The organism is Sphingomonas montanisoli, from assembly GCF_008274695.1.
Taxonomy (GTDB): Bacteria; Pseudomonadota; Alphaproteobacteria; order Sphingomonadales; family Sphingomonadaceae; genus Rhizorhabdus; species Rhizorhabdus montanisoli.
This window is the reverse complement of record NZ_VTOU01000006.1, coordinates 1-24,498: the sequence shown is the minus strand read 5'-3', so window position 1 is coordinate 24,498 and position 24,498 is coordinate 1. Positions and strand designations below refer to the sequence as shown.

General features: G+C 63.3%; 21 protein-coding genes. 6 read left to right on the top strand and 15 right to left on the bottom strand.

Annotated elements, in window-relative coordinates; genetic code table 11:
* Positions 1-14 precede the first annotated feature (14 nt).
* The 6 genes from FYJ91_RS19325 to FYJ91_RS19300 all read right to left on the bottom strand — a co-directional run bounded on the left by FYJ91_RS19325 (position 15) and on the right by FYJ91_RS19300 (position 9,619).
* On the bottom strand, positions 15-650 hold the full coding sequence (locus tag FYJ91_RS19325) for a hypothetical protein (protein ID WP_149523977.1): 636 nt from the start codon (positions 648-650) through the stop codon (positions 15-17).
* Between the two features lie 132 nt (positions 651-782).
* Positions 783-1,706 (bottom strand): ArdC family protein, encoded by a 924-nt coding sequence (locus tag FYJ91_RS19320; protein WP_149523976.1) that lies wholly within the window; start codon positions 1,704-1,706, stop codon positions 783-785.
* A 138-nt stretch (positions 1,707-1,844) separates the two neighbouring features.
* Positions 1,845-3,908, bottom strand: a complete 2,064-nt coding sequence (locus tag FYJ91_RS19315) for a ParB/RepB/Spo0J family partition protein (RefSeq protein WP_149523975.1) — start codon at positions 3,906-3,908, stop codon at positions 1,845-1,847.
* Between the two features lie 123 nt (positions 3,909-4,031).
* On the bottom strand, positions 4,032-8,249 hold the full coding sequence (locus FYJ91_RS19310; protein ID WP_149523974.1) for a strawberry notch-like NTP hydrolase domain-containing protein: 4,218 nt from the start codon (positions 8,247-8,249) through the stop codon (positions 4,032-4,034).
* A gap of 69 nt (positions 8,250-8,318) precedes the next feature.
* Positions 8,319-9,218 (bottom strand): DUF7146 domain-containing protein, encoded by a 900-nt coding sequence (locus FYJ91_RS19305; protein WP_149523973.1) that lies wholly within the window; start codon positions 9,216-9,218, stop codon positions 8,319-8,321.
* Positions 9,219-9,298: 80 nt separating this feature from the next.
* On the bottom strand, positions 9,299-9,619 hold the full coding sequence (locus FYJ91_RS19300; protein WP_021243468.1) for a single-stranded DNA-binding protein: 321 nt from the start codon (positions 9,617-9,619) through the stop codon (positions 9,299-9,301).
* A gap of 750 nt (positions 9,620-10,369) precedes the next feature.
* On the opposite strand from FYJ91_RS19300, the gene FYJ91_RS19295 reads away from it, so the two are divergent.
* The 3 genes from FYJ91_RS19295 (at position 10,370) to FYJ91_RS19285 (ending at position 13,919) form a co-directional block, all read left to right on the top strand.
* Positions 10,370-11,464 (top strand): replication initiation protein, encoded by a 1,095-nt coding sequence (locus tag FYJ91_RS19295; RefSeq protein ID WP_149523972.1) that lies wholly within the window; start codon positions 10,370-10,372, stop codon positions 11,462-11,464.
* 189 nt (positions 11,465-11,653) lie between these two features.
* Complete coding sequence (locus FYJ91_RS19290) at positions 11,654-12,856, top strand: AAA family ATPase (protein WP_149523971.1); 1,203 nt, start codon at positions 11,654-11,656, stop codon at positions 12,854-12,856.
* A gap of 46 nt (positions 12,857-12,902) precedes the next feature.
* The gene (locus tag FYJ91_RS19285; RefSeq protein WP_149523970.1) at positions 12,903-13,919 is read left to right on the top strand and encodes a ParB/RepB/Spo0J family partition protein; all 1,017 of its coding nucleotides are present in this window, start codon (positions 12,903-12,905) and stop codon (positions 13,917-13,919) included.
* Positions 13,920-13,926: 7 nt separating this feature from the next.
* Here FYJ91_RS19285 and FYJ91_RS19280 read toward each other — a convergent pair whose 3' ends face one another.
* Positions 13,927-14,805, bottom strand: coding sequence for a hypothetical protein (locus FYJ91_RS19280; protein WP_246152755.1), 879 nt, complete (start codon positions 14,803-14,805; stop codon positions 13,927-13,929).
* A 208-nt stretch (positions 14,806-15,013) separates the two neighbouring features.
* On the opposite strand from FYJ91_RS19280, the gene FYJ91_RS19275 reads away from it, so the two are divergent.
* On the top strand, positions 15,014-16,252 hold the full coding sequence (locus FYJ91_RS19275; protein ID WP_149523968.1) for an integrase: 1,239 nt from the start codon (positions 15,014-15,016) through the stop codon (positions 16,250-16,252).
* 208 nt (positions 16,253-16,460) lie between these two features.
* Here FYJ91_RS19275 and FYJ91_RS19270 read toward each other — a convergent pair whose 3' ends face one another.
* Both FYJ91_RS19270 and FYJ91_RS19265 read right to left on the bottom strand, forming a co-directional pair.
* Positions 16,461-17,066, bottom strand: coding sequence for a hemerythrin domain-containing protein (locus FYJ91_RS19270; protein ID WP_149523967.1), 606 nt, complete (start codon positions 17,064-17,066; stop codon positions 16,461-16,463).
* Between the two features lie 35 nt (positions 17,067-17,101).
* Positions 17,102-19,174: a catalase gene (locus FYJ91_RS19265; RefSeq protein WP_149523966.1), complete on the bottom strand. Its 2,073-nt coding sequence runs from the start codon at positions 19,172-19,174 to the stop codon at positions 17,102-17,104.
* Between the two features lie 252 nt (positions 19,175-19,426).
* On the opposite strand from FYJ91_RS19265, the gene FYJ91_RS19260 reads away from it, so the two are divergent.
* Together FYJ91_RS19260 and FYJ91_RS19255 are read left to right on the top strand one after the other, a co-directional pair.
* On the top strand, positions 19,427-20,218 hold the full coding sequence (locus tag FYJ91_RS19260) for an SDR family NAD(P)-dependent oxidoreductase (RefSeq protein ID WP_149524074.1): 792 nt from the start codon (positions 19,427-19,429) through the stop codon (positions 20,216-20,218).
* Between the two features lie 4 nt (positions 20,219-20,222).
* Positions 20,223-21,125, top strand: coding sequence for a glycoside hydrolase family protein (locus tag FYJ91_RS19255; RefSeq protein ID WP_149523965.1), 903 nt, complete (start codon positions 20,223-20,225; stop codon positions 21,123-21,125).
* 10 nt (positions 21,126-21,135) lie between these two features.
* On the opposite strand, the gene FYJ91_RS19250 is transcribed toward FYJ91_RS19255, so the two are convergent.
* The 6 genes from FYJ91_RS19250 to FYJ91_RS19230 all read right to left on the bottom strand — a co-directional run.
* Positions 21,136-21,408 carry a hypothetical protein gene (locus FYJ91_RS19250; protein WP_219822624.1) on the bottom strand — a complete coding sequence of 91 codons (273 nt, stop codon included), beginning with the start codon at positions 21,406-21,408 and terminating at the stop codon, positions 21,136-21,138.
* The gene (locus FYJ91_RS20825; protein ID WP_219822623.1) at positions 21,330-21,584 is read right to left on the bottom strand and encodes a hypothetical protein; all 255 of its coding nucleotides are present in this window, start codon (positions 21,582-21,584) and stop codon (positions 21,330-21,332) included. The genes FYJ91_RS19250 and FYJ91_RS20825 overlap by 79 nt, the downstream gene beginning before the upstream one ends.
* Positions 21,581-22,240 carry an MBL fold metallo-hydrolase gene (locus FYJ91_RS19245; RefSeq protein WP_149523964.1) on the bottom strand — a complete coding sequence of 220 codons (660 nt, stop codon included), beginning with the start codon at positions 22,238-22,240 and terminating at the stop codon, positions 21,581-21,583. The genes FYJ91_RS20825 and FYJ91_RS19245 overlap by 4 nt, the downstream gene beginning before the upstream one ends.
* 47 nt (positions 22,241-22,287) lie before the next feature.
* Positions 22,288-22,761: a hypothetical protein gene (locus tag FYJ91_RS19240; RefSeq protein ID WP_149523963.1), complete on the bottom strand. Its 474-nt coding sequence runs from the start codon at positions 22,759-22,761 to the stop codon at positions 22,288-22,290.
* Positions 22,762-22,772: 11 nt separating this feature from the next.
* Positions 22,773-24,011 (bottom strand): molybdopterin-dependent oxidoreductase, encoded by a 1,239-nt coding sequence (locus tag FYJ91_RS19235; protein ID WP_149523962.1) that lies wholly within the window; start codon positions 24,009-24,011, stop codon positions 22,773-22,775.
* A gap of 87 nt (positions 24,012-24,098) precedes the next feature.
* A partial coding sequence (locus FYJ91_RS19230) for a TDT family transporter (RefSeq protein ID WP_484385951.1) occupies positions 24,099-24,498 on the bottom strand: 400 nt, incomplete at its 5' end.

Below are 24,498 nucleotides of genomic sequence, written 5' to 3'. Positions count from 1 at the left end.
TGCAATTTCGGGGTTCAGGCGGCGGCCGCGAGGCGCACGGCGCCGATATCGCCGGGCGTGCCGGCAAGCCGGCGCTGGAACGCGGCCACGTCGAGCAATTCGGCGATCGGCGCGTGGTGGGGTTTGCCAACCTCCTGCCCGTCGCGACAGCGGCTGATCGATACCTCGCTGTCCGGGAGGAAGCCGCGCGGGACCACGCGAACGGCGAAATCCGCGTGGCGCAGCTCCGTCGTGCCGTCTTCGTGATCGGCACCCATGACGGTGTTGATACGAGCGTCGTCCGCGTCGAGGCCGATCGCCGTCGCGAGACGTGCAAGCGCGCGACGCGCCTGAGAGTGGAAGGTACGTTTGGCGTGGTAGTTTCCGCCGACGCTCTGCCCGGCGATGTCGAGCAGCGCTGGCGCGGCGGCGACCGCCAGGCGATCCGCTTCGCAACGGAGGCGAAGGACGTTCACGCTGGGCGTATCGCGTTCGGCAACGTCTGCCAGATGGCGGATGAGAAGAAGGATTGCCGCGTCGCCGGCGACAGGCTTGCCGGCACGCTGACAATCGTCGACGGCGGCGTTGAGGGCGTGGAGCGCCGCCGGCAGATGGTCCAGACCGGCGGGGGAAAGGGCCTGATTGTGGCGGTAGAGCGTATCGTAGAGCATGGCAGCCTCCTTCTGAGCGCCCTGGCGCGCTCAAAAAGCCGAAGGCGCCCTCTCCTCCCCTGCCCTTGCCGCGACTGAACGCTACGGCAAACCGGCGGTAGCCGCCGGGGTCTGGGCGGGCGATCGCCGCGATCATGCTGCTTCACGGATCTGCTCCTGGGCGACGTCCGACGTGGCGAGGCCAGTTGCGCGGAGCAGAAAGGCGGCGGCCGCTTCGGCTTTTGCCGCAGCCGTCATGATGGCGCGGGAATCCTTGCGCAGCACCGCGAGCCACGAGCCGATATACGCTGCATGATCGTCGATATGGGCGGTCGGGAGGCCAAGATCCGCGCCAAGCAGGGCGGATGTCATCTCGGCGCAAAGCTCTTCGAAAGCATAGGCGTTGTCGCCGAATTTCCTGCCGAATTCTCGGTTGAGCCGGTCAGGATGGCCGGTCCAATGCCCTGCCTCATGCGCTAACGTCGAAGCGAAATAGGCACGGGTGGAAAACAACGCGACGGGCGGCATCGTGATGCTGTCGGCAACACGATCGTAGAAGGCCCGATCGCCGCACTGGTGAACCCTCGCCGGAAGGGCATCGAGGAAGCGCTGCGCGCGAGCCGGCAGCTCGTCGTCGGGGGCGACCACGCTGAGGGGGCATGGATAAAATTTCTCCGGCAGCCCCTCGATCTGATCGGCATTGAAGACGGCGTAGGATCGCAGCACGCGTCGCATTTCGTCCGTGGAGTCGCCGGTGACGGGCGACTCCACGGTTTTGCTGTACGATTTGTAGAAAATGGCGATTTGCGACCGCTCGCCTTCGCGGACCTGGCCACCCATCGCCTGTGCCTGCTTATAGGTCATCCAGGTGCGAGAATGGTAGCCGGCGCCTTCGGCGCAGAGCCACAGCCAGAAGCAATTGATGCCCTTATACGGGTCGCCGGTCGCGCGAAGGGGACGGCCGCCAAGGCCAGGTCGCCACGGTTTAACCCAAGGGCGTACGCCCGCTTCGAGTTTGTCGATGATCGCGTTGGTGATGGTGTCGGCAGGCGACGGTTTATCGGTGGTCTTTGCCACGGTCATTCTCCTGATCTGGTAGAGGCGAGCCCGGACCGGCACCCTCCCCTCAGAGAGATTGCCGCCGGGGCACAAAAGGAGGGGCGACACTCCGCGAAGAGTGCCGCCCCCAGTCGCCTCGAACCGTGCAGACGGGCGTCAGGCCGCCTCGCTCAAGTCGTCCTGACCGTCGCGCGGCGCGTCCTCCAAGCCCGACTCATCATCGACATCATCACCATCATCGCCGGGATCGACGTCATCGGCCTCGTCGATGAACGTCGAGCGCAGCGCGATGGTCTCGGGCTGCTCGATGCCGTCGAAGCGCATGGCATCAGGCAGCCAGGCCGTCGCCTTTTCGCGGATTTCGGCCTCGACGATCCCCTGCCCGTTGCAGAGCGAGGCGCAGGTTGCGGCAAGGTCGCCCTTCTTGGCGTCCTTGTAGCGCCCGCGCAGGATCGGCCCGCCAATGTCCTCGAGCGCGGCGAGCATGACCTCCTTTTTCACGCGGCCGAAGAAGTTCTCGGCCGTGGGGCGCCACCAATGCTCGACCTGAATGTCGAGCGCGCGACCAAGATGGTCATGGAACCCGTTGGACCGTCCGCCCTCGGCAATGTTCAGGCTCGGTTCCAGCGTACGTGCGATCGAGAAGGCCACCCAACTGCCGCGGGCCTCGTCGTCGAGCGCACGAAAGGCTTCGAAGCGCTCGGTCATGGTCTTGTGACCGGCCCAGCTCGTATCGAGACGCTGGCGCTGATCCTCGATGGTCTGCGACGCCATCGACCCCTCGTCGCGGAAGCCGAAGATCGGGAATTGCGCGCCGCCGGACTTGAGCGTCGAGTGGGTGCGGACGTAGTTCTGCTCGAAGACGACATTCTGCGCCATCAGGAAGATGGTGAGGTCCAGCGCCATCGCTGGATCGCTGGCGATATGGGCGACGAGGATCTGCCGGCGCTGGGTCGCCAGTTCGTCGATCAGCGTAGCGCTGAGCTTGGGTCCATGATCGATGTCACCGGCACCATCATCTCCATTGGCGCCGCCCGTCGCCTTGGGCGGAGCATTGGGATCGACAACGGGCTTCTCGCTGAACATGCGGGTGTGAACGCGGGCTTCGCCATCGCCACCGATATAGACGAACGTCCCGATCTGCGCCCGGACCGCCGGATCGATCTCGCGACGGGAATCCTCGATGCCCTCAAGCTCCCGTTCGATCTCGTCGAGGCGATCGTTCGCCGCTTCAGCTTCCGGCGTCCCGTCGGCCAGTTCACACTCAAGCTGCTCGACGAGTTGGTCATTTTCGGCCGAAAGCGCTTCGACACGCGCGCTTTCCTCCTCGCTGAGCGGCCGCGCGGGCGCGTGAAACTCATGAAGTTGACGCTCGAGATCATAGGGAACGTGGGTGGCCGCGATCGGCGTCACGAACGCGAGGCCCTCCGCCTGCGCGAGTTCGGCAGCGGCCGCCTCCAGCTTTTTGCCGGCAAGATCTTCGAGAAGATCGACGTCGATCCAGTTCTCGTCCCCCTCGGCGGCAAAGAGATCACCCTCGATGCGGCCGCCTGCCGCGACATAGGCATCGCGACCGATGAACCGCGCCTTGGCATCGTTCGCCTTGATCGTGCCGTTGAGGATCGCACGCCGGATGTTGTCGGGCTGATCGCCGTAATAGGAGGTTCTCATCTGTGCGAAGACGCGCGCCTGTCGATCGATGTCGCTCGTCACGGCATAGGCCTGGGCGACACCCAGGGTGATTTCGCCAGCGGCGAGCGCCTGGAACACGCTCGGCGCGAGCTCGGCAAGCCGCACCCGCTGCTCGACGAAGCGGGTGGTGACACCCTGTCGCTTGGCAACGTCCTCGGCGGTCATCCCCTTCTGGATGAGGAAGTTGAACGCGGTGCTTTCATCCGCCGGGTTCATCGGAACGCGCTGGAAGTTCTCGGTGAGGCTGGCCTCGACCGAGTTGTCGTCGTCGGTAAGGACGAGGACAGGCACGACATGGTCGGCGGGCAACGTGCCCTGTTCGATCAGGCTCTGGAGTGCGCGCAGCCGGCGCCCGCCCGCCTTGACGGTGAAATGGCCCGCCTTCTTGAGCGGGGTAACGATGAGGTTCTGCAACAAGCCTTGCGTTGCGATGCTGGCGGCGAGGGCGTCGATACCGGCCTCACGGCTGGATTTGCGGACATTGTCCTTGGACAGCGAGAGGTTCTTGACCTTCACGGACTGGATCATCGGTCGTCTCCATCTGGAACTGGCGCGCCGCCTCGGCGGTCACGCGAGCCTGCTCATCAGGCCCACAAAGCCGAAGGCTCCCTCCCCTCTCCTGCGCTGAGCGCGGAGAGAGGACCTGGATCGTCAGGCGGTGATGCGCTCGATGACGGCAGCGGCATGCGCGACGGGGACGAACATCCGCGTCCTGTGCTGGATGATGTCGGTAAAACAGCCCGCCGCCTTGAGTTCGGCAAGCCGCGTGTGCGGCCAATCGAGCAGTTCCAGGCGCTGCTGGCCGGCGACCAGGCTGCGCTTGAGCCGGTAGGCTCCGACGGACGATATCTCGCCGGTCGTCATCACATGCTTTGCGGTATCGTCGCTGGACACGGTGATGGCGGCATTGATCCCGAAGGCGTCCGCGAGCTTCGACACCAGCGGTGCCGGGACGATCCGGCCGAGGAAGGACTGGCCGTCATCGGTGTTCAGCCGCCAGACCTGAACGTGATCGTCGGGCAGACGATCCCAGACCGGCAGGAGCAGACCCGCGACCAAATAGAGCGTGCTGGTGCGCGTCTTGTCCCGCATCTCCTCTACCTCGGCCTGCCACAGGGCCGAGAATTCCTCCTCGCTGGTCTCCTCCCACATCGTTTCGAGCAGCAAGTCTTGCCGCATCCGCTCGGAACGGGTCGGCCGAACCAGCTCGTAGCGGCGAACGATCTCGCCATCGTCGTCGGTGAGCGAATATGTGCTGCACCGGATCGCGGCCCTGCCGGACTTGCGATTGACGATTGGGCGCGCGTCGTCGCCGAGGATCCGCAACGCGCGGTCCAGCGGGACCGGCTTGTAGCGCTCCTCCGTTTCGAGGCGCAGGATCTCGGTTTCCGCGCCGCTCGTCTCGTCGCGCCGGATCACCGTGCGATCGAGGATCGTGATGCGTTCGGCATTGATGCTCTCGACACCAAGATCGAGCGTGCCGGCTTCGCGCGCCGCCTCGATCCGGGCCTCGATCAGACCGAGATATTCATCGAAGATTGCATTTTGCAGCGCGATGCGCAGCGCGAGAATGCGATTGAGCCAGCGCTGAATGGGCGGCAGCTCCTCCTTCAGCCCGCCGCCTTCGCCCTCCAGCTCAAGTCCGGTGAGGGTCTGGAATTCGTCGAGTGTGGTCGAGCGCAGCTTGCCGTTGGCCAAAAGGCGAAACCATGTCTCGAGGGATTCCTTGGCATAGTCGCTTTCAAGATTGTCCCGCGGGTCGAACAGACCCTGGCCGCCCGTCTGGCGCTGGCCCCGTGTCAGGGCGCCAAGGCTGTCGAGGCGGCGGGCGATCGTCGAGATGAAGCGCCGCTCGCCGCGGCAGTCCGTCGATACCGGACGGAACAGCGGCGCGGTTGCCTGATGCGTGCGGTGGGTACGGCCAAGACCCTGGATGGCAGCGTCAGCGCGCCAACCGGGCTCGAGCAGATAATGGTTGCGGCGCGACTGGTTCTCGGCGGTGAGGCTGGCGTGATAGCTGCGCCCAGTGCCGCCAGCATCCGAGAAGATCAGGATCTTCTTCTCGTTCCGCATGAAGGCGTCGGTTTCGGCGAGGTTTGTTCGCGGCGAACGGCTCTCGATACGCTGGCGACCGTGCGCATCGACGACGATACGCCGGCTGCGTCCCGTAACCTCGGCGACCGCATCGCTCCCGAAATGCCCGATGATATGATCAAGGGCGGACCCTACGATCGGCAGGGAGCAGAACCGCTCGACGAGATTGTCGCGCATCTCGATCGCTTCCTGGCTGAAGATGGGACGGCCCTCCTCGTCGGACATCGGCTCGGAGCGGGTCTTGCCGGTGTCATCGACGAAGGTCTTCATCTGTCGGACAGGAAAGGCCGCCGTGAGATAGGACATGACGAACTCTTTGGGTGAAAGCTCGATGTCCAGATTCGCCCGGTCCTCGGCATTCAGCGCGGCCAGTGCTCGGTTGAGCATCGCCTCGGACGTGGAGACCAGCTGGATCACGACGCTCTCGCCCCGGGCCAGATCGGCACGGATCGCCGGGATCAGCGACGGCAGCTTCATGCCGATCAGGATCTGGCCGAAGAAACGCTGCTTGGTAGATTCGAAGATCGACAGGGCAGCGGCCTTCGCGCCGCTGTTGTAGGTGTCGTTGGAGAAGCTGTCCGTCACCCGGGTGGCATCGAGCGCGGTACGCAAATTGGCGTGGATAATCGCCCACGCATCGGCATAGGCATCATAGACCTCGACCTGGTCGGGCGTAAGGCGATGTTCGAGGATGTCATATTCGACGCCGGCGAAACTGAGCGCCCTGGCGACATAGAGGCCCTGCATCTTCAGGTCGCGGGCGATCAATTCCATGGCCGCGATCCCGCCACGACGCAAACTGTCGACGAAGGCGCGGCGATCGGCGAAGGCGGTGGTCGGACCCCACAGGCCAAGCCGGGTGGCATAAGCAAGATTGTTGACGTCCGACGCGCCGGTTGCGGACACGTAGAGGACGCGGGCGCGAGGCAGCAGGTTTTGCAGGCGCACGCCGGCGATGCCTTGATCGGAGCCGTCCTTGATGCCGAAACGGCCTTCGCCGCCGGCGACACCCGCCATTTCGTGCGCCTCGTCGAACACCAACATGCCGTCGAAATCGTCACCGACCCAGTCGAGAATCTGCTGAAGACGGGTGCCCTTGTCGCCGCGGTTGGAGCGCAGCGTCGCATAGGTGAGAAATAGCACGCCCTCGGCCGCGCCGATCGGCGTGCCGAGTTTCCACTGATTGAGATGCTGGATGTCGAGCGCGAGACCGCCGACCGCGGTCCAGTCGCGACGTGCATCCTCGAGCAGCGTCTCGGTCTTGGATATCCAGATATGCTTGCGGCGCCCACGCAGCCACTGGTCGAGGATGATGGCCGCAACCTGACGGCCCTTGCCGGCACCCGTGCCGTCGCCAAGGAAGAACCCGGTCCGATAAGGTCGGCCGTCCTGGTCGGGCGCAAGCAACAACCCTTCCTCGGCCGCCTTGAACAGGCCAGAAATGTCTCGCTCGAAGGCGTCACCGGCATAGATCAGCGTTTCGAGCTGAGCGTCGGACAGCACCCGGTCTGCGACAACGCGGGTGGGCAGCTTGGGAACGTAAGAGGGCCGCGGTGCCGTAATCGAGCCCATGGCGCTCGATTCCACCAGAGCGGTCGGATGCGCGGATGCACAGGGAATGGCGATGCGGCTCGGCCGGTACGGCAAGTAGACACCGACCGCCTCGCCGGTTGGTACGGGTTCGGCAAAGACATCGTAGCCGATATCGAGCGCGCCGAGAGACGGGGCGGCCTTCGCGATCGGGGCCGAAAGCCGGGGCCTGCTCGAAAGCCCGCCGAGCAGGGATCCGTGCGCACGGGTTGGTGCAAGGCGCACTGGCGAGCATCGCGGTGTCGCCGTAAGGCTCGTTGCCGGTGTGCTGATCGCCGCAAGCACCTCGGCAAACGAGCTGCACCGGATGAAGGCGACATCGTCCTGGGAGCCTTTTTCCAGAACGATCAGCTTCACGACCTGGCTGGTGCCATGTTTGGCGTAGGCATTCGCGGGCAGTTCGACGTGGAGCGTGATCGCGCAACCCTCGGTCGCCTTCGCCCAGGCGCGGCTTGATGTATCCACGCGATCGGGAAGGATAGCGGCGCAGCGCCCCCCGGCACCAAGCCGCGTCAAAGCGGCGCGCAGATGACGGAACGCGGCAAGCGGGTCGGCATGCCTGCCCATGCTGCGGGAAAAGGGCGGGTTGATGAGCACGGCGGTCGGGCGGATCGACAGCGGCAGCAGATCGTGGATGAGCTCGCCATCGTGGCGACTGACCGGTGCGGTGGGAAATGCTGCCTCGAGCATAACGGCACGCGCGGGATCGATCTCGTTGAGGACAAGCTTGGCGCCAACGCGGGCGGCGAATACGGCGAGGAGCCCGGTGCCGGCGGAGGGCTCCAGGATGGTATCAGTAGCGGTGATGCGAGCGGCGAGCGCGGCAAGATAGCCAATCGCGGCCGGTGTCGAAAATTGCTGGAGTGCGATCTGTTCTTCGCTGCGCACGCTATGCGTCGGCAGGGATGCGGTGAGCGCGGTCAGGGCCGCAAGGCACTCGGCCGACTCTTGCGGGAGGTCAAGCGTGGCGATGTGCAGGACCTGGGCCAGTTCCAGCACATCATAGGCGTCGCGGAGTGACCAATGGCCATCGGCAGCGGTTGAACCATAGGCGGTTTCCATCGTCCGGAGCAGGCCAGGCCGGTCCAGGTCGTCGCCCTGGCGGAGCACGGCACAGATCGCCTTCGCAGCGGTGATGGATGGTTCGGTAAAATCGAGTTCGAGAGCAGCGGCTGAGGTGCGCATTGTAGGCCTCCATTGCATCGCCCGGTGCCCATCACCGGATCAACAAGCCGGAGGCCTCCTCTCCTCTCTTCAGTGGGAGTGGGTCTGAATCACGGGGCGAGGAACGGCGTTGCGGGCAAGCCGATCGCGCAGAGCATCGTTCCAATCGTCATGTTCCGATGGGAGCCATTCCTCGACTCTTCGCCCGTTGGCCCTGAGGTGATCCCCTGCCCTCTCGAGGCAGATTTTCGCCGCCTTGTTCCGCTGGCCGAACACGATGACGCGCTTCACATGCGACGGTATGCCGACATGGGCGTAGCGCTCGGCACCAAGCACGGCCCAAACCGGCAATTGGAACCAGTCGATGGCCGACAAGGCATCTTCGATCCCCTCGGCAATGCCCAGAACCTCATCCGGCTCACCAAAGCGCACGCTGCCAGAGCCGAGCAGACCTAGTGCCAGCTTGGGTTTGCGGAAGGGGCGCCGCAAAATATCCGTGGGATCGAGGAAGGTCCGGTGGACCGCGACCAGGCCCAGCTCGTTTCGCACCGCGGCGATCATTGCGGGAAGACAGCGCCGATCCGTCCCCTTCCCTATGATCGTCTGTGGGTTGAAGCGAAGGTCGGACGTCGGCGCGTAAAGGCCCCGAGCATGAAGATAGGCTTCAGCCGGCGTGCCAGCGATGGGGATGCTGTGCTGCCACAATGACCTGGCCAAACCGCTCAGATCGCGTGCCGGCGCGCGTGGTTCGACGTGAACCGGCACCCGATCGTGCAAACCCTGACGATCCAGAGCCTTGAGGATATCGGTCGACGTGCATCCCGCGAAGCATTTGAACAGGATCGCCTTGGTGCCCAGGCGGACCGAAAGGCTGGGGGAGTGATCGTCATGGGCGGGGCAGCGGCACTCTCCGCGCGATCCAGACCAGCGTCCGCCCAGGCTCTCGACGATTTGTTTGGCGCGGACTGCTGCATCGATGGTGGCGGGCATGGGCGAAACTCCAATCGAAATCCAAGGTCGCTCCGCGCATGCCCCCTCTCCTCTTGCCGATCGGCGCTGCCTCCTGCGATCTAGGCTGCCTTTGCTGCGAGCACACCGAACTCTTCGACGATCCGGTCGGTCGTGTAGTGGGTGGTGCCGTCGCGCTCGTAGGAGGTGTCACGGAGCCGTCCGGCAATCCGCACGAGATCGCCAACCTGGGCCTTCTCATCGATATATTTCCGCTGGCCGTCGCTGAAAATGACGACTCGGTTCCAGTAGCTATCCTCGATCCATTGATCGCCTTCTCCGCGGCGGCGATAGTTCGCGCATACCGAGATGTTCGTGACCTTGGGCTTGGCGTCGATTTCACCGATCCGTCCGATGATCTCGAATTTGGCAAAATTGATCATGCGACCTCCTCACTGCGTCTGCCCAGCGGCGACGAGCGGTGATGCAGCTACGATCGGTTCGCTGAGGATCTCGTCGCGGGGCGGAGCTGCCGAGGATCGAGACCGTGATGCTATCGTGGAACACCGATGTTGAGGTATCCCCCCAGCTAGGGGGATCGGTTACGCTGTCCGACCGGAGATGCTCAGCGAATCGCCTGCTTGGTCTTTTAGAATCATTCTAAAACAACGCCGCTGCTCGCAGCGGAAGGATTCATGATTCTAAGTGATTCAGATTCGGTGCCGAAAAGCTCCGCAATTTCAACGATCTGTCGGCTTTATCCTGACCGCGCGGGGGATTTTGCCTGACCCGGCGGGGGCGTTATCCTGACCGGTCGGGGGGAGATAGCTGACCTATTGGGGCTATCCTGACCGATTGGGGGCGATGGCATCTGGCGATCCCGCGCTTTGGAATGTTGGCATTCTGGCGCGTTTATCGCGCGTGAGCGAGCCGAAAACGGGCAGAACCCGAATCGCATTGCGACTCGGTGGAATTTCACGGCTTTTGCGGAAGCGCCGCTTGATTCCAACCTGACCGGATGGGGGCGACAAAAGTGTTTCAGCCTGCCCTGACTTGACGAGCGAGGACAGGTCAGGCAGCAATTAGGCGAATCTGCCCAATATGCGCTCGGCCTATATGACATGGAACATGCGGAAAATCTAAGCGCCGAAGTAGCGCAAGAGGCGCAAGCCGATTCGGCGCCGGGCCGTGCCATGCGCGTTGCAGCGGCCTTGCAGGCGAAGGGTGGCGAGGAATTCGCCAAACCCGGCAGCATCGTTGAGATCAAGTTCGTGAAAGGCCAATCGCTCAGCCTGACGGCGTCCCGGTTGCTCGCGTTGATGATCCTGACCGCAGGCGGGGATGCCTGGGAGGACCGGCCGCATCGCATGCGCAAGGCGGATATTCGCCGCGGTCACAAGGGTAACGAACGTATCTCCGACATGCTGGAGGAACTTCACCGCACCCTATTCGCGATCGACGATCGATCCTGGCGCGGCAAGAAGGCTACGCTGCGCTTTTCCCTAATCTCGTCGTCTCGCGAAGAGGCTGAAGATACAGACGGTGCGGATGCAGGGTGGATTGAATGGGAGTTTACGCCCGACGCGCGTAAGCTCATTCAGGAGTCCGAGAGCTATGCCGTCCTCAATCGACAGGCGGTGCTCGGCTTTCGATCGAGCTATGCCCTGAAGCTTTATGAGATCGGATCGCTGCGGCTCCATCGTCGCCAGTCGACCTGGAAGGGCGATATGGCGGCGCTGCGCGCAGCGCTGGGCATATCGCCGGATGTGTATAAGGATTTCGCGCAGCTCCGCCGCAAGGTGCTCGAGAAGGCGAAGGCCGAGATCGATCAGCTGGCCCACTTCCGTGTGGATTGGAAGGAGATACGACAGGGCCGGACGGTAACCGAGATCGAGTTTCGTTTCGAACCGAAGGATGCGCCGGCGCAGATCGCGACCGTCGATGAGATTGAGCGGCACTCGACAGGGCGCAAGGCGCGCCGGGAGGGCGCTGTTGAGACGGTAGCCGAAACGGTGGAAGTGGGATCGGTCGTGAAGGCCGCCATCAGCGCACTGGTCGCGCCGGAGAAGAGTTCGGAGATCGTCTTTCCGCAAGGAACGATCCGGTTCAATGCGGAAGGCTTGGCGACCATCGCCCGGTCGCATGGCGGTGGCTGGGATATCGATCTCATTGCTGACGCCTATCGCCAACAGATGGGCGACCGTCTGGCGAAGCTCAAGGGCGCGAAGCTGACCAGTTCGTGGACGGGTTTTTGCGAGAGCTTCGTTGCCCGGAGGGGGCGTCCATAAGCGAAATTGCACCGGTGCAATTTCGTCGTGCCCCCACCGAGTCAGGATGGCCCGCCCGATAGGCGATTGGCCACCGCTTTCGCCGCTCTTGCTGCCTATAGCAGTGGCCAACTTTCGAAATATCGCTTCTATTTGACGAAAAAGCGCAAGTAGCGCTACTATGCCCCCAATTTCGCAAAGGGGCGCCCTGTGGCAGCATCACTAGACATCGACGACACCCATGACCTTCTCTCGGTGGCGACGCTTGCCCAGCGCACCTCCTCGGTGCTGGAACGCCTTCGCGACTCTGCGCGCAGCGCACGGGCGGATGAACGTCGCGAGCCCACCTTCCCGATCGGAAAGGCCGCTGATCTGGTCGGGCGAACGCCTGCTGCAATCCGCGACGCGGAAAAGGATGGGCGTCTTCCGCCACCACCGCGAACCGAGAATAATCGCCGGGTTGGGTACACCCTCGCCCAACTCAACGATATGCGAGGCCTGTTCGGAACCCGACCCTGGCGAGCGGCCGACGATCCATGCTGTGTCGTCGCCGTCCAGAACTTCAAGGGAGGCGTCGGCAAATCGACCTTGTCAGTCCACCTTGCTCAATATCTCGCGATCCAGGGCTACCGCGTTGCCCTTATCGACTGCGACAGTCAGGCCTCCGCGACCACATTGTTCGGCTATGTGCCTGATCTCGACCTGAGCGAGGAGGACACCCTCTACCCGTTCCTCAGGGAGGAAGAGATGACGTCGCTCGATTATGCGCTGCGCAAAACGCATTTCGACGGCCTCGAACTGATCCCGGCAAACTTGCGGCTCTTCCAGTCGGAATATGAGATCGCGGCCCGAATGGCGCGAGGGCAGGGCGGGCTTATCGATCGCCTTTCCGAGGGTATCGCCAGCATCTCCGATCGCTTTGATGTCATCGTCCTCGATCCGCCCCCGGCCCTTGGCGCCATCTCATTGTCGGTGTTACGCGCCGCGAACGCACTCGTCGTGCCGGTGCCCCCAACCGTCATGGACTTTTCCTCGACCGCGGCGTTTCTGGCGATGCTTGATGAGACCATCGAGACGCTGGCCGAACGCGGTTTCGCACCGACCCTCAGATTCCTGCGCTTCGTTGCGTCCAAGGTGGATGAGAATAAGTCGATGCAGAAGGAACTGCTCAATCTGATGCGGACGCTGTTTGGTCAGGCGATGGTGCGCACGCCGCTCAAGGACTCGGCAGAAATCGACAACGCGACCGCCCGTTTGATGACGGTCTATGAGCTTGACGGTCCGGTGACGAGCAGTGCCGTCCGCAACCGCTGCCTTACCTATCTCGATGGGGTGAATGCCGAACTCGAGTTGGATATTCGGGCCATGTGGCCCAGCCATTTGAGCCGTTTGCGCAAGGAAGGTCTGGCGTGAAACGGCAAAATTGCACCGGTGCAATTCCGGGTGAAGGAACGGCTTCATGAGCAGAAAAAACGCGAGTTTCGCAGCAGAGCTGGCCGCTGGAATCGCTCCGCCCGAAGACGGTGCGCCCGCGCCGCGCCGTCCTGGGTTGGGCGCCAATGTCCTGACCAATCGGGAGAATCGATTGGCGGAGTTGGCGGCGGGGACGGTCGTCAGCCGCACCCACGAATTGGTTGATCCCGCGCGTTGCCGGATGTGGGCTGGGCATAACCGCGAATATGCCTTGCTCAACGAAGAGCGGTGCGCCGATCTTATCGAGAGCATGAAGGCGCAAGGGCGGCAGGAGATGCCCGCGATCGTCCGCCGTGTGCGGGGCGAACCCGATTATGATTTCGAGGTGATCTGCGGGGCGCGACGCCATTGGTCGATCAGCTGGCTGCGCAGCCACAACTATCCCGACTTCCGCTTTCTCGTCGATATTCGCGAACTGTCGGACGAGGAAGCGTTCCGCATAGCGGACATCGAGAACAGGGCGCGCGAAGACCTCAGCGATCTCGAGCGCGCGCGTGATTATCTCCGCGCGCTGGAAGCCTATTACGAGGGCAGGCAGAAGGTCATGGCCGAGCGGATCAATGTCACCGAAAGCTGGTTGAGCCGCTATCTCGACCTCGCGCGTCTGCCGGCCGAATTGATGATCGCCTTTCCCAATCCGCAAGATTTGCGGATCAAGCACGTCACAACGATCAAGCCATTGCTGAAACCCGACGATCGTCGCCAGCGGGTATTTGCCGAAGCGGCGGCCTTGAGGGCGCGATCGGGAGGGGAGGGCGCTCCGGTCGCCGTGCCGGAGATTGTTCGTGCGCTTGCGCTGGCGGCTGATCCCCCCAAGAAGTCAGGATCCCCCAAGAGGTCAGGATCGAGCGAAACCGTGGCCTCGCAGAACGGAAAACCGCTGCTTCGGTTTGAAGGCAAGGATCGCAAGGGGGTTAGGATCACCTTGCTCCCGCATGGTGGCGGTTCGCGGGACGAAGCGGAGGCAGCTATCAAGACCTTGCTCGATACACATTGGCAGTAGCGCTGCGTTACCTGAGTTTAGCCACCAGCTTGCGTGCCCCCTGCGGAGTTATGTCGAGAAGCCGCGCTACGGCAGACGGACGAAGCCCGGGATAGGCGAGCGCAAGCCGGGCAAGGAGTGGTGCCCGGCTACGGCGCGTTGCGGACACGGCCAGTGCCTTTGACCCCTGGCGCTCGATCCAGTCGAGATCCTTCAGGCCGGATTGGCAGGCAACGAGCAGTGACCGCGTAATGACATCGGTCAACTCACCTGCACCGTGTGGCGGGAATTTAGGCAACAGAATGAGCGACGGCAGGATGCCGAGAGTGAGTCCGGCATGATGGAGCATCGCGGGGACATGGCTGGCCACCAACCAGGCGCGATCGCGTGACCGAGGCTCGAGAGTGAGCGTTCGACCGTCGATCGCCGTCACGTCCACCGCAGACTGCTCGGCGACGACGACCGTCTTGAGCATAGCGGTAATCCGATCGGCAATGGAGGGCAGCGAAGGAGAAGGGTAGGGGGCTTGTGCTTCGGTACGAGCCTGCCGCCACGCGGGACCGAAATAGGCCAGGTCGCTGCCTGCCCAGACTTCGGCTTCGGATCGATCATCCAGGACAGTGCGACAGACGTTGAGCGTCGCACGCGCCAGCGGCCCGTTGTCGCCAACGCTGGCCTCGATCGCAAGATGAAACACCGCCGCCACAGAGACGGGATCGTTCAACCCTTCAGAGGCGCGGGGAGGGGATGTGCGTCCGCAAACCCAGTCCTGCAGATGCCGGACGTCGATGGGCACGCCGGCCAGACCGGCGAGTTGGGCTGCGCCCTGCAACCGCGCACGGGCCAGCCAAATGTCAGCCCATGGGCTGTTCTGCAGTCGTCCATCCAGTCGGCCGAGCAGGAGCATTGCCTGCTCGCTGGAGGCACAGGAAGGGGAAGGGGAGGCCATCCATCCAGACTCTATCCCAATCATTGTGGAAACCAAAGTCAGCAGTTGGTTTCCCTCTACGTTCCTGACTAAATAAGCACATATGATAATTGCAGTTATCACATAAGCGGAATTGACCCCTCCTTATAGGGTGCGCTACAAGCCCGCCTGAGGAGCGCGGCGCGTCATGGCCACCGAAACCGCCCTGAAGGGGCCAGAAACCGCTGTGGCGCCGCCTGAGGCGGTTCTGCCGGCTGTCAGGGCGCCGGCTGACCTCGCGTGGACGATCGTGCAGATGCGCGCCGGCGAGCGCATCACCGTCAACGAGGCGCTGATCGCCGCCTATAAGGCCGCCTCGTCACCCCACAGCATCCGCGCGCTCAAATCCGACATCGAGGCGTTCGACGCCTGGTGCCGGCGCACCAACCGGATCGCGTTGCCGGCAACGGCCGAGACGGTGGCTGACTATCTCGATGCGCGGGCGGGGAAGGGGAGCCGTCCCGCCTCGCTATCCCGGTACAAGGCGTCGATCGCCAAGATCCACCAGCTGCTCGACCTCAAGGACCCAACACCCGCGCCGCTGGTCAAGCTGCGGCTGCAGGCGGTGCGCCGTGAGAAGGGCGCGGCGCAGAAGCAGGCGCGGCCATTGCGGTTCAAGGGGCCGGTGCGCGACGTCGAGCGCGACAAGGCGCGCGGGCTTAACATCCGCGCTTTGCTCGAGAGCTGTGGAGACGATCTGCCGGGCCTGCGCGATCGGGCACTGCTGTCGGCCGCCTATGACACTGGTCTGCGCGCCTCCGAGCTGGTGGCGGTCGCGGTCGAGCATATCGAGGAGGCGATCGATCCCGAGGCGCGTCTGCTGCAGATCCTGCGCAACAAGGGCGACCAGGACGGGGAGGGAGCGACCGCCTACCTCAGCCCGCGTAGCGTGGCTGCGATCGCGGCCTGGACCGAGGCGGCCGAGATCACGGCCGGGCCGCTGTTCCGGCGGGTGCAGGTGCGGCGGTACAAGGCGCGCGCCGCTTTGCGCGGCCGGCCGATCGACAGCATCTCGGGCAGGGAGACGTGGGATCTGCGCAAAACGCTCTCCAAGCCGGCGGTAAAGGCGCGAGTCGAGTACGACATTGGCGCCGTGGCGCTGCATCCCGGGTCCATCGGGCCGATCTTCCGGTCGATCATCCAGCGCGCGTTCGACCGTGGCGGGCTACCCGATCTGACAGCCGAGGATTTGGCGCGGCTGCTCAAGGGGATCAGTGCACACTCGACGCGGATCGGGCTCAATCAGGACCTGTTCGCGAGCGGTGAGGATCTGGCCGGGATCATGGATGCGCTGCGCTGGAAGTCGCCGCGCATGCCGCTCGCTTACAATCGCAATTTGGCTGCGGAGCAGGGGGCAGCGGGGCGGCTGATGGCAAAGATTGGGTAGAAACGACCTTGAGTGCGATAACGCGTTCGAAACGCAAGATCGGTGCCAAATCCGTCAGCGCGGGTTTTCGGGGCCTATGAAAATCATCATTCCGCCGACCAGCAATTCGATAATCCTTTTGGTCGCCTCGCCGCAGATAGTGAGGCGGCGCATGTTCTGGTAGTAAAACGCGACTGGCGTTGTCAGGAAGTTGCGCGATTTGGCCCTCTCAGACCGGCTTCAACCTGATTTTCTTCTCGATCACCGCGGCCGCCTTTTCGCCTTTCTTGCGAGCGTTGAACACCTTGCGCATGTAGCGCTGATCCTGCTCGGTCAGCGTCTTTTCCGCTTCAAGGAACTGCTCGGTCTCCTCCTCGAGGATGTGATCGAGATATTCTTCCTTGAGGCCCGAAAAATGGCGCAGCCAACCCGGTGCGGTGATGTCGCGCGCGGCGGCATCCGCCATCAGCTTGTCGAGCTTATGATGATCGCCGACGGCGTGACGCGCGAACGGGGTTGTTTCCGGATTACGCATCACCGTCGACCACAATGCCTGCTCTTCGGCCGCGGCATGCCCATGAACATCGCGAACGAACTCGTCGAACAACGTTTTGCGCGCCGGATCCTTAGGGCTTGTCGCCTCGATCATCGATAATAGTGCACGATGCTTGTCGTGATCTTCCACCAGGCGCCCGAAGATTGCGGGGTTGCCACGGTATCGCGTTGCGGGCGTTGAGCCGAGCCGCGCCGACACATCTGGAGCAACCGTACGGGCTTCAGCAACAGAACTGGCCTTGGCTTCCCTTTGCGTAAGCGGACTCGCCGGGCGGGCCATTTTCGTTCCTTTGCCTTTGGGGGGAGCCGAGCCGCTCATGCGAGAGTCCGAAGCTTCGGCTCGCGGTCGTAAAACCGCTTGGCGGCAGCCTTCACGAAATCAGCGCCGACGTCGGTAACGCCATCATCAGGTTCAACACCTGCCTTCGCAAGCAGAGGCTGTGCTGCCGCGTTCGCGCCGATCGCTTTCAAATGGCCGAACGCGTCCATCGCCCATTGGATAGCTGCTCCTTCTTTCATCATCGCGGCACAGCCTGCTTCGGAGAGGATAATCGCCGCCGCATCGAAGATCTGGCTCGGAGAGCCAGCGAGCTGACCATCGGCCTTTTGCAAGCTCCCATCGGAAAGCTTGGCACCACCGACCTTGGGCGCGACGATCACGGCCTTGCCCTTAGCCTCAGTCACGGCGGTTACGACCGACTTCAGTTCGCCAGCGTCGGTGCCGTCAGCGATCAGGATGCCAACCGCGCGCCCTTCGAGAGTGTTCTTCATCTTCTTGTGGATGGAGAGCGCATCCGACACCGGCATGTCGAACGGCTCACGTGCTGCCTTGGCCTTATTCGGCAGGGGAATACCGAGGCCTGTCGCTACGCGCGCGGCAAGGTCCTCATCGACGTTGCGCAAATTAGCAACCATCCGCGGCGGCACTTGGTCGAGCAGACCAACCTTGGACAACTCGAACACAAAAGATGAAGCGATATGCGCCTGCTCGCTTTCAGTCTGGGAACGATAAAATAGCCGGGCCTGGCTATAATGATCCGCGAAGGTTTCAGAGCGGATCCGTAGCTTATCTCCGGTCTCCTCGGGGCCGGTCGCGGCGTCAACGGTGGCAAATCCCGCCGGCGCCTCACGCGGGCCGCCATCCTCGCCGTGCGCAGCAAGGCTGTTCGGCTCGTAATTGGCGCGCCCCTTGGGAACCATGGTCTGCATCAGCCCGTCCCGCTGAAAATTGTGCATCGGGCAACGCGGAGCGTTGATCGGTATCTGATGGAAGTTGGTCGTGCCGAGCCGCGATTTTTGCGTGTCCAAGTAACTGAACAGCCGGCCTTGAAGCAGGGGATCGTTCGAAAAATCGATACCCGGTACGATGTTGGTCGGCAAGAAAGCGACCTGCTCGGTTTCGGCGAAGAAGTTATCGACGTTGCGGTTGAGCGTTAGCGTGCCAATCACGCGAAGCGGCACATCCTCTTCGGGGATGAGTTTAGTCGCGTCGAGCACGTCATAAGGCTGGGCGTTGGCAAAGGCCTCATCAAATACCTGGATCGCCAACTCCCACTCGGGAAAGGCTCCTGTATCGATCGCCTCAAACAGGTCGCGGCGATGATAGTCATTGTCTGCCGCCTGGAGCTTCAGGGCCTCATCCCAGATCGTCGACTGAATGCCAAGCTTGGGCCGCCAGTGGAATTTGACGAAGCTCGCCTTGTCCTTGGAATTGACGAGCTTGAACGTGTGGACGCCGAAGCCTTCCATCATTCGTAGCGATCGCGGCAACACCCGATCGGACATCGCCCACATCAGCATGTGCGTGGTTTCGGGCATCAGCGACGCGAAATCCCAAAAGGTGTCGTGCGCCGTGCCCGCTTGAGGATAGGCGCGATCGGCCTCCATCTTCACGGCATGAACGAGGTCGGGAAATTTGATCGCATCCTGGATGAAGAACACCGGGATATTGTTGCCGACCAGATCCCAATTGCCTTCGCGCGTGTAGAATTTGACGGCAAACCCGCGCACGTCGCGCGGTGTGTCGACCGATCCTGCACCACCAGCGACGGTCGAGAAGCGCACGAACACTTCGGTCTTCTCGCCCTTGGTGAACACGGCCGCCTTCGAAAGGTCGGAAATATCGTCGGTTGCCTCGAACACGCCGTGCGCACCGGAACCGCGGGCATGGACGATCCGCTCGGGGATGCGCTCATGATCGAAGTGGAAGATCTTCTCACGAAGGACGAAATCCTCAAGCAAAGTCGGACCCCGCGCCCCGGACTTCAGGCTGTTCTGGTTGTCCGAAACCGGCACGCCATGATTGGTCGTCAGCATGTTTCCGCTCGCTGCCTGCTGATGGGTCTCACCGCCATTGCCGGCAGACGTCTTGATGTCCTCGCTCGCCATGATGCTCTCCTGAAAGGCTGGCGACAGTGCCGCGCTATAGGCTTAACGCGTGAGCGTTGATTTAGGCCGGATCGGCCTGACCTATTTGCGAATAAATACGAGGGTTCGGATATTGGTGTAATCAAGATCAATCGTTTGGTGTTCAATCTCCCAGGATGATCGGACACGCGACCAGTCTTTAGCATGGACCCCGCCTGCAATTCTCTTCAGCCCGTCAAGGCACCCGAACCTGCGTCGAGAGTTACGTGCACCATGGCCGATGCTTCCTTTTCCAAACCGCCGCAGTCCGTCGCGATCGTTACCGGCGGCGAGTCCGGTATCGGCCGGGCGGCCGCTCTGAAGATCGCGATTGGGGGCACGCCCGTCGTCATCACTTACTTCGCTGATCGGGGCGCTGCCGATGCCGTGCTCGCGGAGATCGAGCACGCTGGAGGCCACGGCATCGCGGTGCAGACCGACGTCGGCGACGAACAAGCCGTGGAAGCGCTGTTCGCCCATGCCGAGGCCGAGTTCGGCATCGTCGACCGGCTCGTCAATTCCGCGGGCCTCAACATGTCCGGCGTGATGCTGCGCGACATGGAGCTCGCGCAGTTTGACCGGCTGATGCGCGCCGATCTTTACGGCCCGTTCCTGACGTGTCGGCGGATGGTGCGCGCGCTCGAGGATGCCGGACGCGGCGGTCGGATCGTCAACATTTCATCGATACATGAAAAGGCGCCTAGGTCAGGCGGCGTCGACTATGACGCCGCCAAGGGCGGGCTGGCGCAGCTGACGGCGACGCTCGCGCTCGAGCTTGCGCCCAAACAGATAGCGGTCAACGGCGTCGCGCCGGGCATGATTCTGACGCCGATGAACCAGAGCGCCCTCGACCATCCCGAAGAGCTGAAACGTAAGGAGGCGGCGATTCCCTGGGGACGCGCGGGGACGCCCGAAGAGGTGGCCGAGCTCATCGCCTTCCTGCTGTCGCCGGCCGCCGACTATATCACCGGCACGACGGTGACGATCGACGGGGCGTTGTCGCTCACCGTGGCGCAGGGGGCCTGAGACGATGGCCGCCTATGTCGTCGAGGAGCTTCAGGACGTGACGCTCGATATCGCCGGACCGGAGGGCAGGCTTGCGGGCCACGACCTGATGAGCCCGTTCGTCTGGACCGAGGGCAAGACGTTCCGTCTCCTCGTGCGTGTGCTCAACAACCCGCTCGGCCCGACCGATCCAACCGGGGTAATCTGGGGCGGCGACTCCGATGACGGCGTCATGTTCCGCATGCGCCATGTGCCAGCGATCGTGCCTGGCCCCAATCCCGACGATGCCGGCGGGTGCGAGGATCCCACCGTGGTGCGCGGCGAAGGTGGCAACTATCTCGTCTTCTATACCGGCGTCGATGCGGCCCGGTCGCAAGGGTCGCTGCTCGTCGCCAAGGGGCCGGAACTGACCGAACTCCATGAGCAGCGCGTCATGCTCAAGGCGCCGCAAGGCGAAGGCAATATCAAGGAAGCGACACTGGCGCAGGGTTCGGACGGTCAGTTCCGGCTGTTCTATGAATATGCCAAAGACGGCGCTTCGCGGATCGGCATGGCGGTCGGTCAGTCGGCCGAAGGTCCGTGGACGGTGGTCGATGACCCTTTCCCGGTCCGCGAGGATGCATGGGACAATTGGCATCTCTCGACGGGCCCGATCGTGCAGGAAGATGGCCGCGACCCTGTCATGTTCTACAATGGCGCGACGGTGGACGCGCGTTGGCGGATCGGCTGGGTGAGCTTTGCACCAGACTTCAGCCATGTCACCGGCCGCGGCGTCGAACCCATCCTGATGCCGCCTCCGGCCAAGGTGCGTGACGCGACCGATATCGCGTTCGCGGCGTCCTGCGTCGTCATGGGAGAGAATATCTGGCTCTACTACTCGCTCGAGGACAAGATCCTGCGTCGCGCACGCGTCCGCTATTACACGTGAGGGGCTGCCTTCACGCGAGCCAGAGCCCAGCCAGCGCCGCGATCGACACCATGACCAGGAATCCGTTGACGAGGATCAATAGCCAGCCGGGTAGCTTCGCCGTGTCGGGCTTGGGCGGCGGCACGCCCGGTGCGAACTCGCGCCAGATCGCAGCGATAAAGCACAGGGCGCTGAATAGGATCAGAACCGAGCCGGTGGCCGCGATCATCCAGTTGGGCACCAGCTTGTCGAGCAAGGCGCGAGCACCGATGCCGGCTGCCAAAGCAGCGAGCCCGGTTCGCACCCAGGCGGCATAGGTCCGCTGGCGGCGAGCACCGTCCGATCGGCGGCGAGAACAGTGCGGCGATCGGCGCTGTCGGTCTGCTGCTCGGCGCTGGTCGCGAGCTTGTCGGCGCTGTTGACCAACTGCTTGGCCGCATGGGCGGGCTTTGCCGGCTCCGGCGGGTTGTCGTCGGTCACAGGTCGAACCCGTCACCGGGCTGCTGGAGCCGGTGGAAGGTCATGCCAGCCTTCTCGAAATAGGGCTGATAGGTATCGTAGCGCTGCGTCAGGAACCAGTCGCGGGCATAGCCATCGTGGACCGGGAGCACATGGCTTGGACGCATGGAGCTGGCGAACTCGTAGGCGCCGATCTCGGTCAGGAACGGCGCCATCACCGGCAGCGCCAGCGCCTCAATTCCAGCAAATTGGCGGAGCCGTTCATCAAAGCTATCGCCGGGATTGAGAAGGCGATCATTGACGACGAATGCCAGGACGGCCGGAATTTCTTCGGCGAGGATCGGCTCATGGCGCACCGGCAGGGCACGGACCGTGAATGGTCCAAGGTCGAGCCCTTCCTCTCCGACCTCGCTGACGGTGAAGCCCTGGCTGCGCAACGTGGCTGCGACCTTGTTGCCTCCGAATATCCGCGGTTCGCCATCGCCGACGATGGTGCGTAGCGCCTTGCAGTCGAGATGATCGGGATGGCCGTGCGTAAATAAGATGAAATCCACATCGCTGAGGTCTCGAGGATCGACACGCCCATCGACGAACGAGAATTTGCCTGGGTCGAACAACAGCCGCTTGCCCTGGAGCGTCAGCCTCAAGCAGCTATGCACAAATTTCTCGATACGCATCGGGTGCCTCCTTCATCCGATCAACGCGGCGCGCGGCGATAAGTCACTCAGCCAGTCCCGCCGGACGCGTCGGGAGCGCCCTGACTTCCGGATTCCTTGCCGGCCGGCGCCGCGCTGCCCTGCTTCGCGCTCAGCGCCGTCAGATAGTCGACGATCGCCGAGATATCCTTTTCAGCGACCGGCGCCTTGTAAACCTCCTTCATCTTGATGACCGTCGCCTTCCACTGGTCGGTCGTGAGCGCGGGCTGGGTCAGTGCCATGCTGGCCGAATGGCACGAGGTGCAGTTGGCGTTGATCACATCGGCGTGTGGGCCATCGGGATATTGCTGGTCGTCGATCGGCAGGTCGACCGCGTCCGATGTGAGTGTGAAGCCTCCAAACGCGACACTCGACGGCGCCGGCCCGCTGGGAGCCGGAGGTGGCGGGGCTACATGGCTGCCGGGTGGGCCGATCGCGATCAGGACTATGGCCGCAAGGCCGACCGCACCGAAGGATAGCGTGCCGATCGAAGGGACTTTCATCTCGGCTCTCCTCAGGACGCGGTGATGTTGGTGGTTTCGATATTGCCGCGCATGAACCCGCCCGGGTTCCAGATCGGCGCCATCGGCTGCGCAATCCCTGCCGTGTTCCAGCAGCGCGACATGAGACGCACATTGCCCCGGCCCGGCAGCGGCACCTGCGTGTCCCAGCGGCGGAAGCTGTACTTGCCGTGATCGGGACCGAGCCGGGTGTGATACCAGGTACGCCCGCCATCGGTGGAGACGTCTACCTTGGCGACCCCGCAATCGCCTCCCATGGCGATACCACCGAGTGGTATCGTCCGGTCAAAGGCAATGGCCTGTCCTTCGCCGAGGCTCGTCACCCAGGAGCGCGGGATCATCCGGTTGATCGGGACGGTTGGGAAGTCCTTGGCACCGGGCTTCACATTGGCACCCGGGGTCGCCGGGATTTTGTAAGCCTTGGCCATCCAATATTCGTCATCGGGGCCGGGCAGCACCTCGATGTCATTGAGCACCTTGACCCAGTAGGTCGAATACCAGCCCGGCACGATCAGCCGGCATGGAAAGCCGTTGAGCAAGGGCAACTGCTCGCCGTTCATGCCGAAGGCGATCATCACCTCGCCGTCGCGGGCATGGTCGATGTCGAGCGCCTTCTCGAAATCCGGCGCACCGGCAACTACGGGCTGGTCGAGGGCGCCGAAGCGCACCTGCACCGCGCCGGGCTTTACGCCGGCATAGTCGAGGATGTCACGCAGCCGCACACCAAGCCATTTGGCATTGCCCATCGCGCCATTGCCCCATTGCGCGCCCGGTACGCGCGGCTGGAACAGGCCGCGGCTGTTGCCCGAGCACTGATTGACCGCCGCCATCTCGACGCGCGGCAACCGGAGCAGCTGCGCAAGGCTGATCGAAAGCGGTCTATTGACGTGGCCGCGGACGGTGAGCCGGAAAGTATCGACATCGATCGACGTCGGGATGTCGGCCCAGTGCCAGCGCACGAAGAACTGGTCGTTGGGCGTGAACACGTCGCGGTCGAACACCTCCATAGGAGTTTCGAGCAGCGGCGGGTGCATGCGCTGAAGGATCATGCTGCCTTTGCCGGGAAAGGCGCTGGTTATCGGCCGCCCGGCATTGCCGCCGGGCAGGTGCAAGTCGACGAGACTCTGCGCGAGTGCGGGGCCGGCAGCGAGCGCGGCACCGCCGAGCGCGGCCTGACCCAGAAAGCGGCGACGACTGCTCTCTGCGGCGAGCCAGGTGTCGAGTTTGTCCATGATAGCATCCCCTTCTTCGGGCGAATGTGGCCGACCCGGCTCGTCGAGCCAAGCGATCGGATTTTCGATTTTGATCGCCTCAGGCGATCAGTTGGGTGTTGCGATGCAGGGCGATACGAAGAGGTGCCCCTTCCATGCTCCGGCCAGAGTCTTGGCGGCGACCACCACCCACATCATGGTGAGGGCAAGGGTGAGCACCGTCCCGAAGATCCCGAAGAAGGCGAGGTCGAAGGTCGTACCGAGGCGGAAGGTCGCGACCGTGTAGACGCCGAGCGGGAAGGTATAGCCCCACCAGCCGAGGTTGAACGGGATGCCAGCGCGCCAGTAGCGCCAGGTGATCAGCATCGCGAGCGCCAGCCACCAAAGGCCAAAGCCCCAGAGCAGCAGCCCGGCGATGCTGCCGAGACCCTGTGCCACGCCGGCGATCGACGCGAGGCCGTGTGCGGAAAGGATGGCGGGCGCGTCGCCTCCCAGCACCAGCATGCCC

Coding starts and splice junctions, on each gene's coding strand:
- FYJ91_RS19325 (WP_149523977.1), bottom strand. CDS start 650: ATGCTCTACGATACGCTCTACCGCCACAATCAGGCCCTTTCCCCCGCC.
- FYJ91_RS19315 (WP_149523975.1), bottom strand. CDS start 3,908: ATGATCCAGTCCGTGAAGGTCAAGAACCTCTCGCTGTCCAAGGACAAT.
- FYJ91_RS19310 (WP_149523974.1), bottom strand. CDS start 8,249: ATGCGCACCTCAGCCGCTGCTCTCGAACTCGATTTTACCGAACCATCC.
- FYJ91_RS19305 (WP_149523973.1), bottom strand. CDS start 9,218: ATGCCCGCCACCATCGATGCAGCAGTCCGCGCCAAACAAATCGTCGAG.
- FYJ91_RS19300 (WP_021243468.1), bottom strand. CDS start 9,619: ATGATCAATTTTGCCAAATTCGAGATCATCGGACGGATCGGTGAAATC.
- FYJ91_RS19295 (WP_149523972.1), top strand. CDS start 10,370: ATGCGCGTTGCAGCGGCCTTGCAGGCGAAGGGTGGCGAGGAATTCGCC.
- FYJ91_RS19285 (WP_149523970.1), top strand. CDS start 12,903: ATGAGCAGAAAAAACGCGAGTTTCGCAGCAGAGCTGGCCGCTGGAATC.
- FYJ91_RS19280 (WP_246152755.1), bottom strand. CDS start 14,805: ATGCTCCTGCTCGGCCGACTGGATGGACGACTGCAGAACAGCCCATGG.
- FYJ91_RS19275 (WP_149523968.1), top strand. CDS start 15,014: ATGGCCACCGAAACCGCCCTGAAGGGGCCAGAAACCGCTGTGGCGCCG.
- FYJ91_RS19270 (WP_149523967.1), bottom strand. CDS start 17,066: ATGGCCCGCCCGGCGAGTCCGCTTACGCAAAGGGAAGCCAAGGCCAGT.
- FYJ91_RS19265 (WP_149523966.1), bottom strand. CDS start 19,174: ATGGCGAGCGAGGACATCAAGACGTCTGCCGGCAATGGCGGTGAGACC.
- FYJ91_RS19260 (WP_149524074.1), top strand. CDS start 19,427: ATGGCCGATGCTTCCTTTTCCAAACCGCCGCAGTCCGTCGCGATCGTT.
- FYJ91_RS19255 (WP_149523965.1), top strand. CDS start 20,223: ATGGCCGCCTATGTCGTCGAGGAGCTTCAGGACGTGACGCTCGATATC.
- FYJ91_RS19245 (WP_149523964.1), bottom strand. CDS start 22,240: ATGCGTATCGAGAAATTTGTGCATAGCTGCTTGAGGCTGACGCTCCAG.
- FYJ91_RS19240 (WP_149523963.1), bottom strand. CDS start 22,761: ATGAAAGTCCCTTCGATCGGCACGCTATCCTTCGGTGCGGTCGGCCTT.
- FYJ91_RS19235 (WP_149523962.1), bottom strand. CDS start 24,011: ATGGACAAACTCGACACCTGGCTCGCCGCAGAGAGCAGTCGTCGCCGC.